The sequence below is a fragment of the Mycolicibacterium sp. ND9-15 genome (assembly GCF_035918395.1).
Taxonomy (GTDB): Bacteria; Actinomycetota; Actinomycetes; order Mycobacteriales; family Mycobacteriaceae; genus Mycobacterium.
On the sequence record NZ_CP142362.1, the window covers coordinates 1,928,879 to 1,944,997 of the forward strand.

General features: G+C 67.9%; 15 protein-coding genes. 5 read left to right on the forward strand and 10 right to left on the reverse strand.

Translation table 11 applies throughout. The features are described from left to right. Positions 1-61: 61 nt before the first annotated feature. Entirely contained in the window at positions 62-1,255 is a 1,194-nt protein-coding gene (locus QGN32_RS09555) for an integrase core domain-containing protein (RefSeq protein ID WP_326544898.1), read from the reverse strand. A 112-nt stretch (positions 1,256-1,367) separates the two neighbouring features. Further along, entirely contained in the window at positions 1,368-2,408 is a 1,041-nt protein-coding gene (fbaA, locus tag QGN32_RS09560) for a class II fructose-bisphosphate aldolase (RefSeq protein WP_326548331.1), read from the reverse strand. 222 nt (positions 2,409-2,630) lie between these two features. On the opposite strand from fbaA, the gene QGN32_RS09565 reads away from it, so the two are divergent. Then, positions 2,631-3,305, forward strand: a complete 675-nt coding sequence (locus QGN32_RS09565; protein WP_326549006.1) for a DedA family protein — start codon at positions 2,631-2,633, stop codon at positions 3,303-3,305. Here the strand turns inward: QGN32_RS09565 and nhaA are convergent. The 7 genes from nhaA to clpB all read right to left on the reverse strand — a co-directional run bounded on the left by nhaA (position 3,302) and on the right by clpB (position 12,147). After that, positions 3,302-5,146, reverse strand: a complete 1,845-nt coding sequence (gene nhaA, locus QGN32_RS09570; RefSeq protein WP_326548332.1) for a Na+/H+ antiporter NhaA — start codon at positions 5,144-5,146, stop codon at positions 3,302-3,304. The two genes, QGN32_RS09565 and nhaA, sit on opposite strands and share 4 nt — an antisense overlap. After that, on the reverse strand, positions 5,143-6,252 hold the full coding sequence (locus tag QGN32_RS09575) for a glycoside hydrolase family 76 protein (protein WP_326548333.1): 1,110 nt from the start codon (positions 6,250-6,252) through the stop codon (positions 5,143-5,145). Before QGN32_RS09575 ends, nhaA begins: the two co-directional genes overlap by 4 nt. Before the next feature lie 15 nt (positions 6,253-6,267). Then, positions 6,268-6,942 carry a TrmH family RNA methyltransferase gene (locus tag QGN32_RS09580; RefSeq protein WP_326548334.1) on the reverse strand — a complete coding sequence of 225 codons (675 nt, stop codon included), beginning with the start codon at positions 6,940-6,942 and terminating at the stop codon, positions 6,268-6,270. Continuing rightward, positions 6,935-7,834, reverse strand: a complete 900-nt coding sequence (locus QGN32_RS09585) for a hypothetical protein (RefSeq protein WP_326548335.1) — start codon at positions 7,832-7,834, stop codon at positions 6,935-6,937. The genes QGN32_RS09580 and QGN32_RS09585 overlap by 8 nt, the downstream gene beginning before the upstream one ends. A gap of 12 nt (positions 7,835-7,846) precedes the next feature. Continuing rightward, positions 7,847-8,623 (reverse strand): SDR family NAD(P)-dependent oxidoreductase, encoded by a 777-nt coding sequence (locus tag QGN32_RS09590; RefSeq protein WP_326548336.1) that lies wholly within the window; start codon positions 8,621-8,623, stop codon positions 7,847-7,849. Between the two features lie 14 nt (positions 8,624-8,637). Continuing rightward, positions 8,638-9,471, reverse strand: a complete 834-nt coding sequence (gene ttfA, locus QGN32_RS09595) for a trehalose monomycolate transport factor TtfA (protein ID WP_326548337.1) — start codon at positions 9,469-9,471, stop codon at positions 8,638-8,640. 129 nt (positions 9,472-9,600) lie between these two features. Further along, positions 9,601-12,147: an ATP-dependent chaperone ClpB gene (gene clpB / locus QGN32_RS09600; RefSeq protein ID WP_326548338.1), complete on the reverse strand. Its 2,547-nt coding sequence runs from the start codon at positions 12,145-12,147 to the stop codon at positions 9,601-9,603. A gap of 191 nt (positions 12,148-12,338) precedes the next feature. Here clpB and QGN32_RS09605 point away from each other — a divergent pair, with 191 nt between their 5' ends. Together QGN32_RS09605 and QGN32_RS09610 are read left to right on the forward strand one after the other, a co-directional pair. After that, on the forward strand, positions 12,339-12,488 hold the full coding sequence (locus QGN32_RS09605) for a hypothetical protein (protein WP_326548339.1): 150 nt from the start codon (positions 12,339-12,341) through the stop codon (positions 12,486-12,488). Continuing rightward, positions 12,488-13,138: a GAP family protein gene (locus tag QGN32_RS09610; protein WP_326548340.1), complete on the forward strand. Its 651-nt coding sequence runs from the start codon at positions 12,488-12,490 to the stop codon at positions 13,136-13,138. Before QGN32_RS09605 ends, QGN32_RS09610 begins: the two co-directional genes overlap by 1 nt. Here QGN32_RS09610 and QGN32_RS09615 read toward each other — a convergent pair. After that, positions 13,135-13,776, reverse strand: coding sequence for a TetR/AcrR family transcriptional regulator (locus QGN32_RS09615; protein ID WP_326548341.1), 642 nt, complete (start codon positions 13,774-13,776; stop codon positions 13,135-13,137). The two genes, QGN32_RS09610 and QGN32_RS09615, sit on opposite strands and share 4 nt — an antisense overlap. A gap of 97 nt (positions 13,777-13,873) precedes the next feature. Between QGN32_RS09615 and QGN32_RS09620 the strand changes: the two genes are divergently transcribed. Both QGN32_RS09620 and QGN32_RS09625 read left to right on the forward strand, forming a co-directional pair. Next, complete coding sequence (locus tag QGN32_RS09620; RefSeq protein WP_326548342.1) at positions 13,874-14,884, forward strand: ABC transporter permease; 1,011 nt, start codon at positions 13,874-13,876, stop codon at positions 14,882-14,884. A 16-nt stretch (positions 14,885-14,900) separates the two neighbouring features. Then, positions 14,901-16,067 (forward strand): FAD-binding oxidoreductase, encoded by a 1,167-nt coding sequence (locus QGN32_RS09625; protein WP_326548343.1) that lies wholly within the window; start codon positions 14,901-14,903, stop codon positions 16,065-16,067. Positions 16,068-16,119: the final 52 nt, after the last annotated feature.

The following is a 16,119-nucleotide window of genomic DNA, read 5'->3' on the forward strand; positions in this document are numbered from 1 at the left end:
TGCGCGACGTGTGGTGTCTCGGGACATCGCTGACACTTATGTCTCGGGACATCGCTGACACTCATGATGCCGGTTTGGGCTCGCGGGTGCGATAGGTGCGGGTGGTCTTGTCGATGGACTGGTAGTTGCGTGTGGGATCGGCAGTGAGAGTGCGCACGAGTCGGTTGCCGCTGAAGATGGTGATGTGCTCGCCGTCGCGGATGACATCGCAGTCGTGGCCGGCCCAGCGCAGCCCGACGTTGACCTTGTAGGGCGCGACGAACACCTGTCCCGACTTCTCTCCGACGGTGCGGCGGCTGACGAACACCGGTGCGGGCAGTGGACGCTCGGCGGGGCGGGCCATGACGGTGGCGCTGAATGCCTCGGCCGGGGTGGCGCCACGTAGCGCGCGGTGCGGCCGTTGGTGGTTGTAATAGGTGCGGAACTGCTCGAGCAGGGCGTTGAGTTCCTCGACAGTAGCCGCCGGATCGCGGGCAGACAGCCACTTCTTCAGCGTCTGCCAGAACCGCTCGATCTTGCCGCAGGTCTGCGGGTGAAACGGCGTCGAGTTGATGGTCCGCACCCCGAGAGCGCGCAGATTGACCTCGAAAGCTGATTCATGCGCGTGGAAGCGGCCAGTGTAGACGATTCCGTTGTCCGACAACGACATCGATGGTATCCCGCACTCGTCGATGCCTGCCAGCATCACCTCCCAGACAAGCTCGGCGTCCGCGTCACCGGCACCCGCGCGCAAACCCACCACATACCGGGAGTGGTCGTCGAGACTGCCCGCGATGCCCACCGCGCTGCCGTCGGCCAGCGTCCATCCGGTCCAATCGGACTGCCAACACTCGTTGGGCCGATCGAAGCAAAACCGTTTGGTCGCCGACTTCGGCCGCTTCTGTGGCTGCGGGACGATCGCCCCGCGACGGGTCAAGATCTGCCACACCGTCGACACTGACGGCACCGCGATACCCTCGCGCTGCAACGACCACACGATCGACTGTGCACCGTGATCGCGGCCATCCTCGATCAACTGCTTACGCCGCAACACGATCAGGTCTTCCACCTCGACCGGGGTCTGCCCCGGCGAAGTCAGCGGACGCCGCGACCGATCCTGCAGACCCTCGATCCCACCGTCACGGAAACGCTTGCGGAACTTGTAATACGTCTGTCGACTGATCGCGCTGTCCCGGCAGAACTGCGCCACGTTGTCGACCTGGCCGGCCAACGCCGAAGCCATCCGAATGTCCATCGCCGTCACCTTCTGAGCCATGAGCCATCCTGGCCCAGGCCCTACTCAAGTGTCAGCGATGTCCCGAGACATACAACTGTCAGCGATGTCCCCGAACAGAACAGATCGCTGCGCGACGGTTAGCGCACCCAAATCACTGGTTCGCGGTGACCGAACGACCCGCGCTGTGCAGATCCCGGCACGCCTCGACGACGCGTTCGGTCATCGACGCCTCGGCCTTCTTCAGATAGCTGCGCGGGTCGTAGGCCTTCTTGTCGCCGACCTCGCCGTCGACCTTCAGCACGCCGTCGTAGTTGGTGAACATGTGCGCCGCGACGGGCCGGGTGAACGCGTACTGGGTGTCGGTGTCGACGTTCATCTTCACCACGCCGTACTTCAGCGAGTCTTCGATCTCGGACTTCAGCGAACCCGAACCGCCGTGGAAGACGAAGTCGAAAGGCATTGTGTCCGAGGGTAGTCCGAGCTTGGCAGCGGCGACCTTCTGGCCTTCGTCGAGGATTTCGGGTCGCAGCTGGACGTTGCCCGGCTTGTAGACGCCGTGCACGTTGCCGAACGTCGCGGCCAACAGGTACCTGCCCTGTTCGCCCGCGCCGAGCGCCTCGACGGTCTTCTCGAAATCCTCTGCCGTGGTGTAAAGCTTGTCGTTGATCTCGTGCGCGACGCCGTCTTCCTCGCCGCCGACCACGCCGATCTCGATCTCCAGGACGATCTTCGCCGCGACGGCTTCAACGAGCAGTTGGCGGGCGATCGCGAGGTTCTCGTCGAGCGGCACGGCCGAGCCGTCCCACATATGAGACTGGAACAGCGGCTGCCCGCCGTCGGCGACCCGCTGCCGCGAGATCGCGAGCAGCGGGCGGACATAGGTGTCGAGCTTGTCCTTGGGACAGTGATCGGTGTGCAGCGCCACCGTGACCGGGTACTTCGCGGCGACGACGTGCGCGAATTCGGCCAGCGCAATCGCGCCGGTGACCATGTCCTTGACGCCCAGACCCGACGCGAATTCCGCTCCGCCGGTTGAGAATTGGATGATCCCGTCGCTGCCGGCGTCGGCGAAACCCTTGATCGCGGCGTTGACCGACTCCGACGACGTGCAGTTGATGGCCGGAAACGCGTAGGCGTGCTCCTTGGCCCGGTCGAGCATCTCCGCGTACGCCTCGGGCGTTGCGATGGGCATGAGCCGTCCTCTCGCCGATTTCGGTGATTATCCCACCGAAGGGCTCGGCTCACAGGCTCAAACTCACATGGTCAAAACCATGCGGTAGCGCGCCCGGCCCTCCGCTATCGCATCGACGTTTGTTTCTGTTTCCTGCCCGGCGGGCCCCGCCCGGTATCTTGGGGCCTTGTGACGACCCCCTCGCCGTCGACGGCCCTCGCGGCGACCGACCAGCTGGCGCTCATGCCCGACTTTCTCGACCCGATGACGCTGCTCGGCTACTTCGGCGCCTGGGCGCTGGTCGGCTTGCTGTTGGTCATCTTCGTTGAATCCGGGGTGTTGTTCCCGATCCTGCCCGGTGACTCGCTGCTGTTCGTGGCGGGCATGCTGGCCGCGGGCACGGCCGCGCTGGCCGAGGAGGGCGGCGACGTCATCAACTTCCAGCTCTGGCAGCTGCTGGTGTTCATCCCGGTCGCCGCCATCCTGGGCGGCCAGGTCGGGTACTGGATCGGGCGCAACCTCGGCACCGCGATGTTCAAACCGGATGCGCGGTTCCTCAAGCAGAAGTACCTCGAAGAAGCGCATTTGTTCTTCGAGCAGCGGGGCCCCTTCGCGATCGTCATCGCCCGGTTCGTGCCGATCGTGCGCACGCTGGCACCGTTGACCGCGGGCGCGGCCCGAATGAGCTATCCGGTGTTCACGCTGTTCAACGTCGTGGGCGCGATCGTGTGGGGTGTCGGTCTGACGCTGCTCGGTTATTGGCTCGGCCGGTTCGAGGTCGTCCAGAAACTGCTCGAGCCGATCGTGATCGCGATCGTCGTGGTGTCGGTGCTGCCGATGTTCATCGAGTGGTACAAGCGGCGCCGCGCGGCCAAACGGACCGGAGCCCCGATCGACCCCGGCGAGCAGCCGGGCTAGCGGGCGGCTTCCAGCGCACGGATCAGGCTGGCGGCGTCCCATGGCCCCTTGTGCCGCGTGCCGTTGACGAAGAACGTCGGCGTCGAGTTCAGGTCCATCAACTCCGCGTCCTGCGCGTCATCCTGCACGTGGTGTAGGGCCTTCGACGAGTGCACACGCACGTCCTGGTCGAACCGTTCGATGTCGCAGCCCGCCGCCACGGCATAGCGGTACATGTCCGACCACTCCAGATCGTCCTGGTGGCCGAACAGTTCGTGGACCATCTCCCAGAACCTGCCCTGCAGCGCGGCCGCCTCGCTGGCGCGGGCGGCATCGAAGGCACGCGGATGGGCGCGCTCCAACGGCAGGTGGCGCCACACGTAGCGCAGTTCGGCGCCGAAGTGGTCGCGCACTTCGTCGATCGCCCCGGTGGCCCGGCTGCAGAACGGGCACTCGAAGTCGCCATACTCCACCAGCGTCAGCGGGGCGTCGGGATCGCCGTTGATGTGGTCGCGGTCCGGGTCGATCGGCCGCAGCAACTTCAGACCGACCGGGTCCGGCGGGCTGGCCCAGTCGGTGATCCGGAAGATCGCCCACCCGAGGAGGAACGCGACCACCGATGCGATCAGCACGCCGATGATGGCCTGCTCCTGGCCCGCCGGATCGTCGATCGCGATGTCGACGATGAAAAGCGAGATCGTGAAACCGATTCCCGACAGCGCGGCGCCGCCGGCGATGCGGCGCAACGTCAGGCCGGGGGCGAGTGCACCGACGCCGGTGCGTTGCATGACCCACGTCGTGGCGGTGATGCCGACGAACTTGCCGACCACCAGGCCGGTGACGATGCCCCACGTCAGCGGTGAGCGCAGCGCCGCGGAAACGGTCTGGGCGTCGAGCCGCACACCGGCGTTGACCAACGCGAACAGCGGCAGCACCACGAACGATACGTACGGCCCGACACTGGTCTGCAGACGCTCGTTGATCGAGATCGAGTCGCGCAGACCACGGGTCACCTCGCGTGCGTAGCGCGAGTTCGGCGACTGCCGGAACGCCCGAATGCGCGCGACGACCTCCTCGACCTGGCTGCGCTCGGGGGAGAAGACCGGGATCAGCAACGCTAGGGCCACACCGGCCAGCGTCGGGTGCACACCGGCCGCGTACAACCCCACCCACAGCGCGAAGCCGAGCGCGGCGTAGGCGGGGCCACGCCCCCCCGGCAGGAAGCGCGCCAGCGCGATCGCCGTGATGAATCCCATCGAAACCACGAGCGGCACAACGTCAATGCGGTCGGAGTAGAACAGTGCGATCACGCACAGCGCGCCGACGTCGTCGACAACGGCCAGCGTGAGCAGGAAGATGCGCAGCCGGGCCGGGAACTTCGGCTTGATGATCGCCAGTGCGCCGACCAGGAACGCGGTGTCGGTGGAGATCACCACACCCCAGGCTTGCGCATTCTCCCCGGAGGGGTTGAACAGCAGGAAGATCGCGGCAGGCACAGCCAGCCCGGCGATCGCCGCCACCACCGGCACCGACGCCCTCGCCCGGTCGGTGAGCTCACCGATGGCGAACTCCTGCTTCACCTCCAGGCCGACGATGAAGAAGAAGAACGCCATCAGGCCGTCATTGATGAGGTGCTTGACGGTCAGTTCGAAGCGGTGCTCGGCGAAGGTGAATCCGACGTGAGTGTCGAGCAGACTCCAATAGCTGTGCGCCCATGGAGAATTCGCCCAGACCAACGCGGCGATGGTGAAGAGCAGCAGCAGGGCCGCCGCGGTGTTCTCCCCCGCCCTGACCGCTTTGGCGTCACGGCTGAACCGCGCCGGCAGCAGGCGAACGATCCGTGGACCGGCCTGGGTGCTCACGTGTCGGCTGCACCGCTGCTGGCGTGGGCGGCTTCCATCAGCATCCACCCCGACAGCTGCACCGACAGGTCCCGCTCCGGTACCTCGGAGGCGTTGACCGCACCTTCGACGAACTGCGCCTGACCGCCTGCAGCCGTGGGGATTTCGGCGGTGCGGTCCCAGAACGCGCTGAACAGCGGCAGCCCGTCGACGGGTTGACGGTTCTGCCATGCCGCCTCCGCCGAGGCGAGCACCAGGGACCGGGCGGTGTCGCGGGTCGCGCGATCCTCCTCGCCGCGCTGGGGCAGTGTGGTCACGACGAGCGCGAGATAGCGCGCCAGGATGCCGTTGAAGAGGCCGCCGTCGCCGCCGCCGGCGCCCTTGATGACGCCGTCCGGCGCCATGTGCTCGGCGACCGCGGCCACCAGCCGGCGCACCCGGGTGGCGTGCTCGGGGTCGTCGGTGCGCGCGGCCAGTTCGGTTTCCAGGCCCAGCACCACCCCCTGACAGTAGGTGTACTGCGCCCGGACCAGCGAGCCGCCCTTGATCCCGTCGAACACCAGGTGGGTGTCCGGGTCGATCAGGGTCTCGTCGAGCCAGTCCGACATCTGCTGGGCGCGGCGTAGCCGGTCGTAGCGGGCCAGGAAGATGGCCGCCGGGCCGTTGGCGGGCGCGTTGAAGAACTGGTCCTGCTTACGCCACGGGATACCGCCGCCGTCCTCCGGCACCCACGCGTTGAGGAACTGCTCGGAGAGCTTCTTCAACGCCTTGGGACGCTCCACCGAGGCGAGCCTGCCGGCGCGTTCCAGCGCCAGCGCCAACCACGCCATGTCGTCGTAGTAGTCGTTGACCCAGGACAGACCGTTGCGCAGCCGGTGTCCGCGGATCTGGCGGGCGATGGTCTCCTGCCGCTCGGGTTGCGGATCGCGCAGTTGCGCGTCGACGAGGTTGTCCAGCAGGTGCGCCTGCCACCAGTAATGCCACGTGCCGAACTTGCGGTGCCGCGGCGCCGCGGGCCAGGAAACCACGCCCAACTGGGTGCCGGGCAGGCCCCACAGTCGTTTGAAGTGCCGCTTGGTGATCGCGGCCTCGGCACTGGCGGCGCGGTTGGCCCAGAGCTGATCCATGGTCTCGATCCTGCCTTACCAGGCCGCCGAAAGGTCCCCGTGTTGAGTGATCCAGGTGTGCATCGCGATGCCCGCCGCGACGCCGGCGTTGATGCTGCGAGTCGAGCCGAACTGGGCGATGGACACGGTCGCGACCGAGCCGGCCCTGGCCTCGGCGGTGATCCCGGGCCCTTCCTGACCGAAGACCAACAAGCAGTCCCGCGGCAGCGGGGTGGTCTCGATGCGTGCGGCCCCAGGGACGTTGTCGACGGCGATGACCGTCAGCCCAGCCTCGGCGGCGAACTCGAGCAGTGCGGCGGTCGTGTCGTGGTGACGCAGTCGCTGATAGCGGTCGGTGACCATGGCGCCGCGGCGGTTCCACCGCCGCCTGCCGACGATGTGCACGGTGTCCACCGCGAACGCATTGGCGGTGCGCACCACCGCGCCGATGTTGGCGTCGTTGCCGAAATTCTCTATTGATATATGGAGCGGGTGTCTTCGCTTGTCTATGTCGGCGACGATCGCGTCGCGGGTCCAATAGCGGTACGCGTCAACGACATTGCGGGTGTCTCCGTCCCTCAGCAGCGCTGGGTCGTAGCGCTGGTCCGCAGGAAGGGGGCCTTGCCACGGACCTACGCCGGGACCCTCGCCCCATTCGGTGGGACCGGGCACAATGTCGCCGCCGGAGCGGCTCCCGGGCGACTCAGTCATTCTTGGTCCACAGCGCGGCGTGGGTGCCGACCAGCGAAACGGTCGGATACAGCAAGGCGGTGTTGATCTCACCTTGGGTGCACAGCGACGCACGAACCTGCACCGCGTCACGCGATGCATCGGGAAGTACCAGCACCGAAGCGCCGTAGACATCGCACGCGTGGCTCAACCCCGGCGCGGGCAGGGTTGGCGACACCAGCACCATGGCGGGTCCGCCGCGCTGCTCCGAAATCTCGCGGTATTGCTCTGCCACACCACTGATCTCGAGCCCGATCAGCATGTATCCGTTGCCGGTGAACGCGCCGGGGTCGCCGAGCGCCGTCGGGTCGAGCATGGCGCCGTCCGCACGGAACGCGTCGAGGCTCGTCGTCGTCAGCGACAACCCGGTGTCGGTGTCCCTGACGGTGGGCAGCCCGACGGGAAACGCCGCCGGATGCGCGACGGTGGTGCCCGGCGTCCGGTCATGCGGGGAATAGGCGTAGACGCCCCGCACCTGCACCTGGTCGCGCGCCGGTCCGATGCACACCGTCCCGGTGAGCCGGTCGGGGGTTGGGGCCGAGACCGGTTGCACCTCAAGGTCGGTCACGTCACGGCAGCTGCCGATCGCGTTGGCCTCGATCGGGTGTGCGAGCGCTCCGTAGAGGCCGAACCGGATGTCTTCTGGCTTGGAGTGCGCCTCGCCGGCCTCCGAAGGTGATGCGTCGACGTCGAAGAGTGCGTAGTCGCCGTCGAAGCGAAGATTCGACACCGACATGTTCCAGCCAAGCGCCGCAAGCGAATCCCCGATGGTGGCGGTCTGGGCCGCATAGGGCCGGGCCGACCGGTCGTCAGGGGAGCACGCCGATGCCGCGACGACGCCGACCGCGGTCAGCGCCGCGATCAGCGCACGCACGTACGCGATGCCCTACGTCCGCCCACGGCCCCTGCCAACGACTTTGGTCATGGCGCGCACCAGGTTTCGCGGTACCAGCCGTGCGCCGGTGGTGAGCACCTTGTACTGCAAACCCGGGATGATGACGACTTTTCCCCTGCCGACGTGGGCCATCGTCTCGCGCACCACGTCGTCGACCTCGAGCCAGAACCACGACGGGGTCCCGTCCATTTCGATGCCCGCGCGCTGGTGGAACTCGGTGCGGACGAATCCCGGGCACACCGCGTGGACGCCAACTCCCGTGCCGCCCAATCCGTTCGCGAGACCCTCGGAGAACGAGATCACCCACGCCTTGGAGGCCGAGTACGTCGAACCGCGCCCGGGCAGCAGACCCGCCACGCTGGCGATGTTGATCACGGTGCCGCGGCCGGCGGCCAGCATGGCGGGCAGCGCCGCGTGCGTCAGCTGCATGACGGCGGCGACGTTGACGTCCAGCTGCGACTGCAGGAGCGCGAAATCGGTGTCCCAGAACTCCCCGGAGGTGCCGAACCCCGCGTTGTTGACCAGGACCTGCACCCCCGCGGCCAACCGGTCGGCCACCTTGGCGCGGTCGGCGGCCTCGGCGAGATCAGCGGTGAGCACCTCGACGTTCGCACCGGCCTCGTCGCGCAGTTCGGCGGCCAGGCGCTCGAGCCGCCCACCGTCGCGGGCGACGAGCACCAGGTCGTGACCGTCGCGCGCGTACCGGCGCGCAAAGCCCGCGCCGATGCCGGACGTCGGCCCGGTGATGAGTGCGACGGGACGAGACATGCGTATGAGACTACTTACCGCTGATAGTGCGGGGAGTGCCGTCCGTTGCGCGGCGGTTGCCGCCTGGCCGCATCGGGGGCGACCGCCGGCGGCCGGGGGTAACGCGCGGCCTCGGGGCGCGGCGCCTCGGCACGACCGGGAGGCGGTTCGGCGCGACCCGCCGCGGGGGTGAGCGGGCGACTCGGCGACCCGCTGCGCCGGGCGAGCGCGGCCTGGCTGCTCTGGCTCGTCATCGCCTGCGGCGTCGGCGGCAGCACGCGGAGGAGGTCGTTGAACTGGCGCACGGTGCGCAGCCCCTCGTCCCACTGCGCCCGGGTGCTGGTAACCGGCATGGACACCAGCGTCCAGTGCTCCTCGTTCCACATGATCTCCGCGCAGTCGGGCGCGGTGTGGGCGAACGTCACCATCCGTCGGTCGCAGGCACGCCGGGCGGCGTCGAGGTTGGTCGAGTAGACCATGCGGGGGCCGATCGCGCCGAGCAACCAGATGTCGTTCTCCCGCGGCTCTTTGATGCCCTTGAGCCGCAGGTCGACGACGACGTTGGTGCCGACCTTGCGGTGCAGCGCTATCACCGTCGCGACGTCCTCGAGGTCGAAGATGAATACCGCCTCGCCACGGATCTGGCCGAGCACGACGTTGCGGGCGGTGACGTCGCCGACGGTCGACATCACCCCACGCTTCCAGCGCTTGAGGATGTCGCGCGATTCGTGCTCGTAGTCGAAGCCGTGCGACTTCGCCCAGGACTTGCGCCGGCGTCCCAGCCCGCGTCGACGGTCGATGTCGACGTACAGCAGCACGCCCGCACCCACGAAGCAGAGTGCGGACAGCGTGAACCAAAGCGGAACCATTGCGTCCTAGCCTACTTGCAGGTAGCCGCAATCCCCGAACTCATGTCTGTTCCGACGCGAAACTGTGTTCCAGCAGGTGTCTTCTCGACATTCCCCTGCCGGAATACAGTTTCGCGGGCAGGAAGGACCTCAGCCCAGGACCAGCGAGTCGCCGTCGGGGCTGACGTTGACCGGCACCACGTCGCCGTCGTGCACCTCGCCGGCCAGCAGCATCTTGGCGAGCTGGTCGCCGATGGCCTGCTGGATCAGCCTGCGCAGTGGGCGGGCGCCGTACTGAGGATCGAACCCACGCTCGGCCAGCCACTTCTTGGCCGGCAGCGACACCTCGAGCGTGAGCCTGCGCTGCTCCAGCCGCTTCGCCAGCTGCTCGAGCTGGATGTCGACGATGTGGACCAGCTCTTCGGGGTTGAGCCCGTCGAACACGATCACGTCGTCGAGCCGGTTGATGAACTCCGGCTTGAACGCCCCACGCACCGCGGCCATCACCTGTTCCTCGGTACCGCCGGCACCGAGGTTCGACGTCAGGATCAGGATCGTGTTGCGGAAGTCGACCGTGCGGCCCTGGCCGTCGGTCAGCCTGCCCTCGTCGAGCACCTGCAACAGCACGTCGAAAACGTCCGGGTGGGCCTTCTCGATCTCGTCGAACAGGATCACCGTGTACGGACGCCGCCGCACCGCCTCGGTCAGCTGGCCGCCCTGGTCGTAGCCGACGTAACCCGGAGGCGCACCGACCAGGCGGGCCACCGAGTGCTTCTCGGCGTACTCGCTCATGTCGATGCGGACCATCGCCCGTTCGTCGTCGAACAGGAACTCGGCCAGCGCCTTGGCCAGCTCGGTCTTGCCGACGCCGGTCGGGCCGAGGAACATGAACGAGCCCGTCGGCCGGTTCGGGTCGGCGACACCGGCGCGGCTGCGCCGCACGGCATCGGAAACCGCCTGAACGGCCTTCTTCTGGCCGACGACCCGCTTGCCCAGCTCGTCTTCCATCCGTAGCAGCTTGGCCGTCTCGCCCTCGAGCATCCGGCCCGCCGGGATCCCGGTCCACGCGGACACCACGTCGGCGATGTCGTCGGGGCCGACCTCCTCCTTGAGCATGACGTCCTCACGGGCCTCCGCATGCGGGAGCGCCGCGTCGAGTTTCTTCTCCGCCTCGGGGATGCGGCCGTAACGCAGTTCGGCGGCCTTCTCCAGGTTGCCGTCGCGTTCGGCGCGGTCGGCCTCGCCGCGCAGCCCCTCGAGCTGCTCTTTGAGTTCGCGGACGACGTCGATGGCGTTCTTCTCGTTCTGCCAGCGGGTGGTCAGCTCGGCCAGCTTCTCCTTCTGGTCCGCCAACTCCCCGCGCAGCTTTTCCAGCCGTTCCTTCGATGCCTCGTCCTCCTCCTTGGACAAGGCCATCTCCTCGATCTCCAGCCGGCGCACCAGCCGCTCGACCTCGTCGACCTCGACCGGACGCGAGTCGATCTCCATTCGCAACCGCGACGCGGCCTCGTCGACGAGGTCGATGGCCTTGTCGGGCAGGAACCGCGAGGTGATGTAGCGGTCGGACAGCGCGGCGGCCGACACCAACGCCGAGTCGGTGATCCGGACGCCGTGGTGCAGCTCGTACCGGTCCTTCAGCCCACGCAGGATGCCGACGGTGTCCTCCACCGACGGTTCGCCGACGAACACCTGCTGGAAGCGGCGTTCGAGCGCGGCGTCCTTCTCGATGTACTTGCGGTACTCGTCGAGCGTGGTGGCGCCGACCAGGCGCAGCTCGCCGCGTGCCAGCATCGGCTTGATCATGTTGCCCGCGTCCATCGAGCCGTCGCCGGTCGCGCCGGCGCCGACGATGGTGTGCAGCTCGTCGATGAACGTGATGATCTGCCCGGCGCTGTTCTTGATGTCGTCGAGGACGGCCTTGAGTCGCTCCTCGAACTCGCCGCGGTACTTGCTGCCCGCGACCATCGAGCCCAGGTCGAGCGAGATGACGTTCTTGTCGCGCAGGCTCTCGGGCACGTCGCCGGCCACGATGCGCTGGGCCAGGCCCTCGACGATCGCGGTCTTGCCGACACCGGGCTCACCGATCAGCACCGGGTTGTTCTTGGTGCGACGGGACAGCACCTGCACGACGCGACGGATCTCGGTGTCACGCCCGATGACCGGGTCGAGCTTGCCCTCCCTCGCGCGGGCGGTCAGATCGGTGGAGTACTTCTCCAGCGCCTGATAGGTGCCCTCGGGGTCCGGACTGGTGACGCGGGCGCTCCCGCGCACCTTGACGAACGCCTCGCGCAGCGCCTGCGGGGACGCGCCGTGCCCGGTCAGCAGCTTCGCCGTGTCGGAGTCGCCGGTGGCCAGGCCGACCACCAGGTGCTCGGTCGAGACGTACTCGTCGTCCATCTCCGTCGCCAGATTCTGGGCGGCGGTGATCGAGGACAGGGCCTGCGGGGACAGCTGCGGCTGCGATGCCGCGCCGCTGGCGCTGGGTAGCCGGTCGAGGAGCCGCTGCGCCTCGGCGCGGATCGTCGCGGGTTCGACACCCACGGCCTCGAGTAGGGGCGCGGCAATGCCGTCGTTCTGCGTCAGCAAGGCCATCAATAGGTGAGCGGGCGTGATCTGGGGGTTGCCTGCGGTGGTGGCCGCCTGCAACGCCGCGGTCAGCGCCGCCTGGGCCTTGGTCGTCGGGTTGAACGAGTCCACGAAACCGTCCCTTTCCTAGGTACATCAGCTTGAGAAAATGCTTGTCGGAATGTGCAACGTCGTCAATCTTGAGTCTGTTCCGCTCAACTCTAGTCGATTTCATTCGCGCCGGCCCAGCGGTGATGCACGCAATACGCAACACGCCGCCCAGGTGTCACAACTTTCACAGGAGTATCAACCAGTCTTGAGCCATGCGTCGGCTCACAGCCATCCTCGCAGGCTTCGCGACGGTCCGGTTCGCAGCGGCAAACCAGCCCAGCGCCAAGACCTTCGATATCGACTTCCTGCGCGAAGGCAGCGAATGGAAGGCCTGCCGGTACCACTCCACGCAAGCGGCATAGTGCTGACCGAACTGATCCCACTGGCGCTGGTGATTGCGCTCTCTCCGCTGTCGATCATCCCGGCCGTGCTCGTGCTGCACACCCCGCGGCCGCGCGCGACCGCCCTGGCCTTCCTGGCGGGGTGGCTGACCGGATTGGCCGTGTTGACGATCGCCTTTCTTCAGGTGTCCAGCCTGCTGGGCGGGCGCGAGGACAGGCCGCCGGGGTGGGCGTCCTGGTTGCGCATCGTGGTCGGCGCGACACTGATCGTACTCGGCCTCTACCGTTGGTTCGCCCGCAAGAAGTCCGCGCACACCCCGCGCTGGATGCAGAGCCTGAGCAAGCTGACCCCGCTGCGCGCCGGCGGTGCGGCGTTGGCACTGACGGTCGTAAACCCGAAGGTGTTGTTCATCTGTGCCGCAACGGGTTTGGCGATTGGCACGGCAGGCGGCGGCACACGAGACGATTGGGTGGCCGTCGCCTGGTTCGTCGCCGTCGCCGGGTCGACGGTGGCCCTGCCGATCCTGGCCTACGCGGTGTCCGGTGACCGCCTCGACGAACCGCTGACCCGACTCAAGGACTGGATGGACCGGCAGCACGCCACGCTGGTGGCGGGCATCCTCGTGGTGATCGGTCTGATGGTGCTGTACAAGGGCGTGCACGGTCTCTAGTCGGAATCCGGCAGCCCGAGTTCCGCGGCGTCGGCGGTCAGGTAACGCGTCACCGTCGGCGCCAGCAGCCGTACCAGGTCGTCCTCGGCCAGCGTGGCCATCGGCGCGATCTTCATGACGAAGCGCAGTATCGCGGCGCCGACGAGTTGGCTTGCGGCCAGCAGCGCGCGCAACCGGGCCTGCTCACCGCCCCCGAGTTCGCCGGACACCGCGGTCAGCACGTAGTTCTGCATGAACCCGCGGAACGCTTCGTGGGCGTCGGAGTTCGACGTGGCCGACTGCAGCATCGCCACCATCGTCGGGCCCGACTCGGGTGACTGCCAGATGCGCAGGTACGCACACACCATGCGGGTACCGATATCGGGATCGTCGTCCGGCCCACCGGCGATGGCGGCGGTCAGCGCCCCCGGGTCGATGATCACGTTCAGCGACTCCCGGAACAGGTCGGCCTTGGAGCCGAACAGGTAGAGCACCATCGAGGGATCGACGTGGGCGTCGCGCGCGATCGCGCGCAGCGTGGTCTTGTCATACCCCTCGGCGCCGAACCGCTTGCGAGCCGCCGCCAGCACCACGTCACGCGATACCGGCTCACCTTGCCGGCGTCCACGGCGCCGGGTCGTCGTCGCTGGTCGGGGCATATCTTCAGGCTATCATTTCAATAGGTGTTGAAATCTATCCCGCGTGGAGTTACGCTGCCCGTACCTTAATTCAACGGCGAATGAAAAGGCACCAGCCATGACTCCTGACACGGCCGTGAGGGCCAACCACCACGAACCACCCCGCCACGAACCGCCGGCCGCCATCCGCGCGACCGGTGTGATCGTCGTGCTCACCGTCGTCGTCGCCATCGTCGCGCTCGCATTCGCGCTGCCCGCCGCACGCACCGCACCGCGCGACGTGCCGATCGGCGCCGCCGGACCGCAGGCCGCGGGCGCACAGATCGCCGCGACGCTGGAGCAACAGGCCCCCGGCGCGTTCTCGATCACCTACTACCCCAGCGAGAACGCATTGCGCGACGCGATCCGAAACCGCGACGTCTACGGCGGTATCGCGTTCGGCCCGGACGGGCCGACCCTTCTGACCGCCACCGGGGGCAGCCCGATGATCGCCCAGGTGCTGACCCAGATCGGTACCGGCATCGCGCAGCGCAGCGGGGCGCAACTTCAGGTCGAGGACCTGGCACCGCCGACGACCGGCGACCCGCGCGGCGCCGGACTGGCCGCGTCCGCATTACCCATCACGCTGGCCGGGTTGCTACCCGCGATCGCGCTGGCGCTCGCGCTCAAGCGCGAGGTCTGGACCCGCTTCGCCGCCACCGTGATCTTTGCGGGCGTGGCCGGCCTGTCGATCGCCGCTCTGCTGCGCTGGGTGTTGGGCTCGATCGACGCGAACTTCTGGGGTGTGACCGGTGCCCTGACACTGGGCATCCTGGCCACGGCCTTGACCCTGCTGGGGCTCGGTTCGCTGTTCGGCCGGGTCGGGCTGGCGCTCGGCGCGGTGGCCGCACTGCTCGTCGGCAACCCGCTGTCCGGGCTGAACACCGCCCCCGAACTGCTACCCAGCGGCTGGGGGCAGTTCGGACAGTTCCTGCCACAGGGCGCCAACTCCACCCTGCTGCGGTCCGCGGCCTTCTTCGACGGGGCGGGCGGCACGGTGCCCGCCATCGTGTTGACCTGCTGGGCCGTCTTCGGCGTAGCGCTGATCGTGCTCGCGGCGCTTCGGCAGCGGAGGGCACGCGCAGCCTGACTTACACTCGGACCGCGTGGGACTCGATGACCGTGACGCGCTGCGCATGCTGCGCGACGCGGTCGATCCCGCGCTCGGCTCCGACGAGCTGATCCGCGGCTTCTACACCCACTGGTTCGCCATCGACACCTCGGTGCGCGACCTGTTCCCACCGGACATGGCAGAACAGCGCAACAGGTTCGCTCACGCCGTCACCTGGGTCTTGGGTGAGCTCGTGGCACAACGGGCACAGGAGCCGGTGGCGTTCCTGGCCCAGCTCGGCCGCGATCACCGCAAATACGGTGTCACACAACATCATTACGACAGCCTGCAGTTCGCGCTGTACAGCAGCTTCCGCACGCACCTGGCCGAACGCTGGGACGACGCACTCGCCGACGCCGCCCGGGACGCCGTGGCATTGATGGTCGGGCTGATGCGCGGTGCCGCCGACGCGGAGAAGGGTCCGCCGTTCCGCGACGGCACGGTCATCGAGCACATCCGCGCCACTCGCGACGTCTCCGTCGTCCGGTTGCAGTTGGACCGGCCGCTGTTCTATCACCCCGGGCAGTACGTCACGGTGCAGGTTCCGCAGTGGCCGCGGCGGTGGCGTTACCTGAGCCCGGCGATCCCGGCCGAGCGCGGCGGCGGCATCGAGTTCCACATCCGATCGGTGACCGGCGGCATGGTGAGCACCGCGATCGTCGGCGAGACGAGACCCGGCGACCGCTGGCGGCTGTCCAACCCGCACGGCGGGCTGCACGTGGACCGGGACGGCGGTGACGTGTTGATGGTCGCCGGTAGCACCGGCCTCGCGCCGCTGCGGACGCTGATCATGGACCTCACCCGCTGGGGCGTCAATCCGCGGGTGCACCTGTTCTTCGGCGGCCGCTATCCGTGCGACCTCTACGATCTGCGCACGCTCTGGCAGATCGCCTCGCAGAACCCCTGGCTGTCGGTCACGCCGGTGTCGGAGTTCAACGTCGATCCGCCGTGGGCGGCGGACTATCCCGATGTGCAGCCGCCCCGCGGGCTGCACGTGCGGCAGACCGGCCTGCTTCCGGACGTGGTGACGCGATACGGCAACTGGGGCGATCGGCAGATCCTGATCTGTGGCGGCCCGCAGATGGTGACGGCGACCAAGGCCGCGCTGATCGCCAAAGGGGGACCGGCCGAACGCATTCAGCACGACCCCCTGGCGTCCTGAGACTCGTCGAGGCCGGAAAGATCAAGGACGTCAACGACCACATCGACGCGCC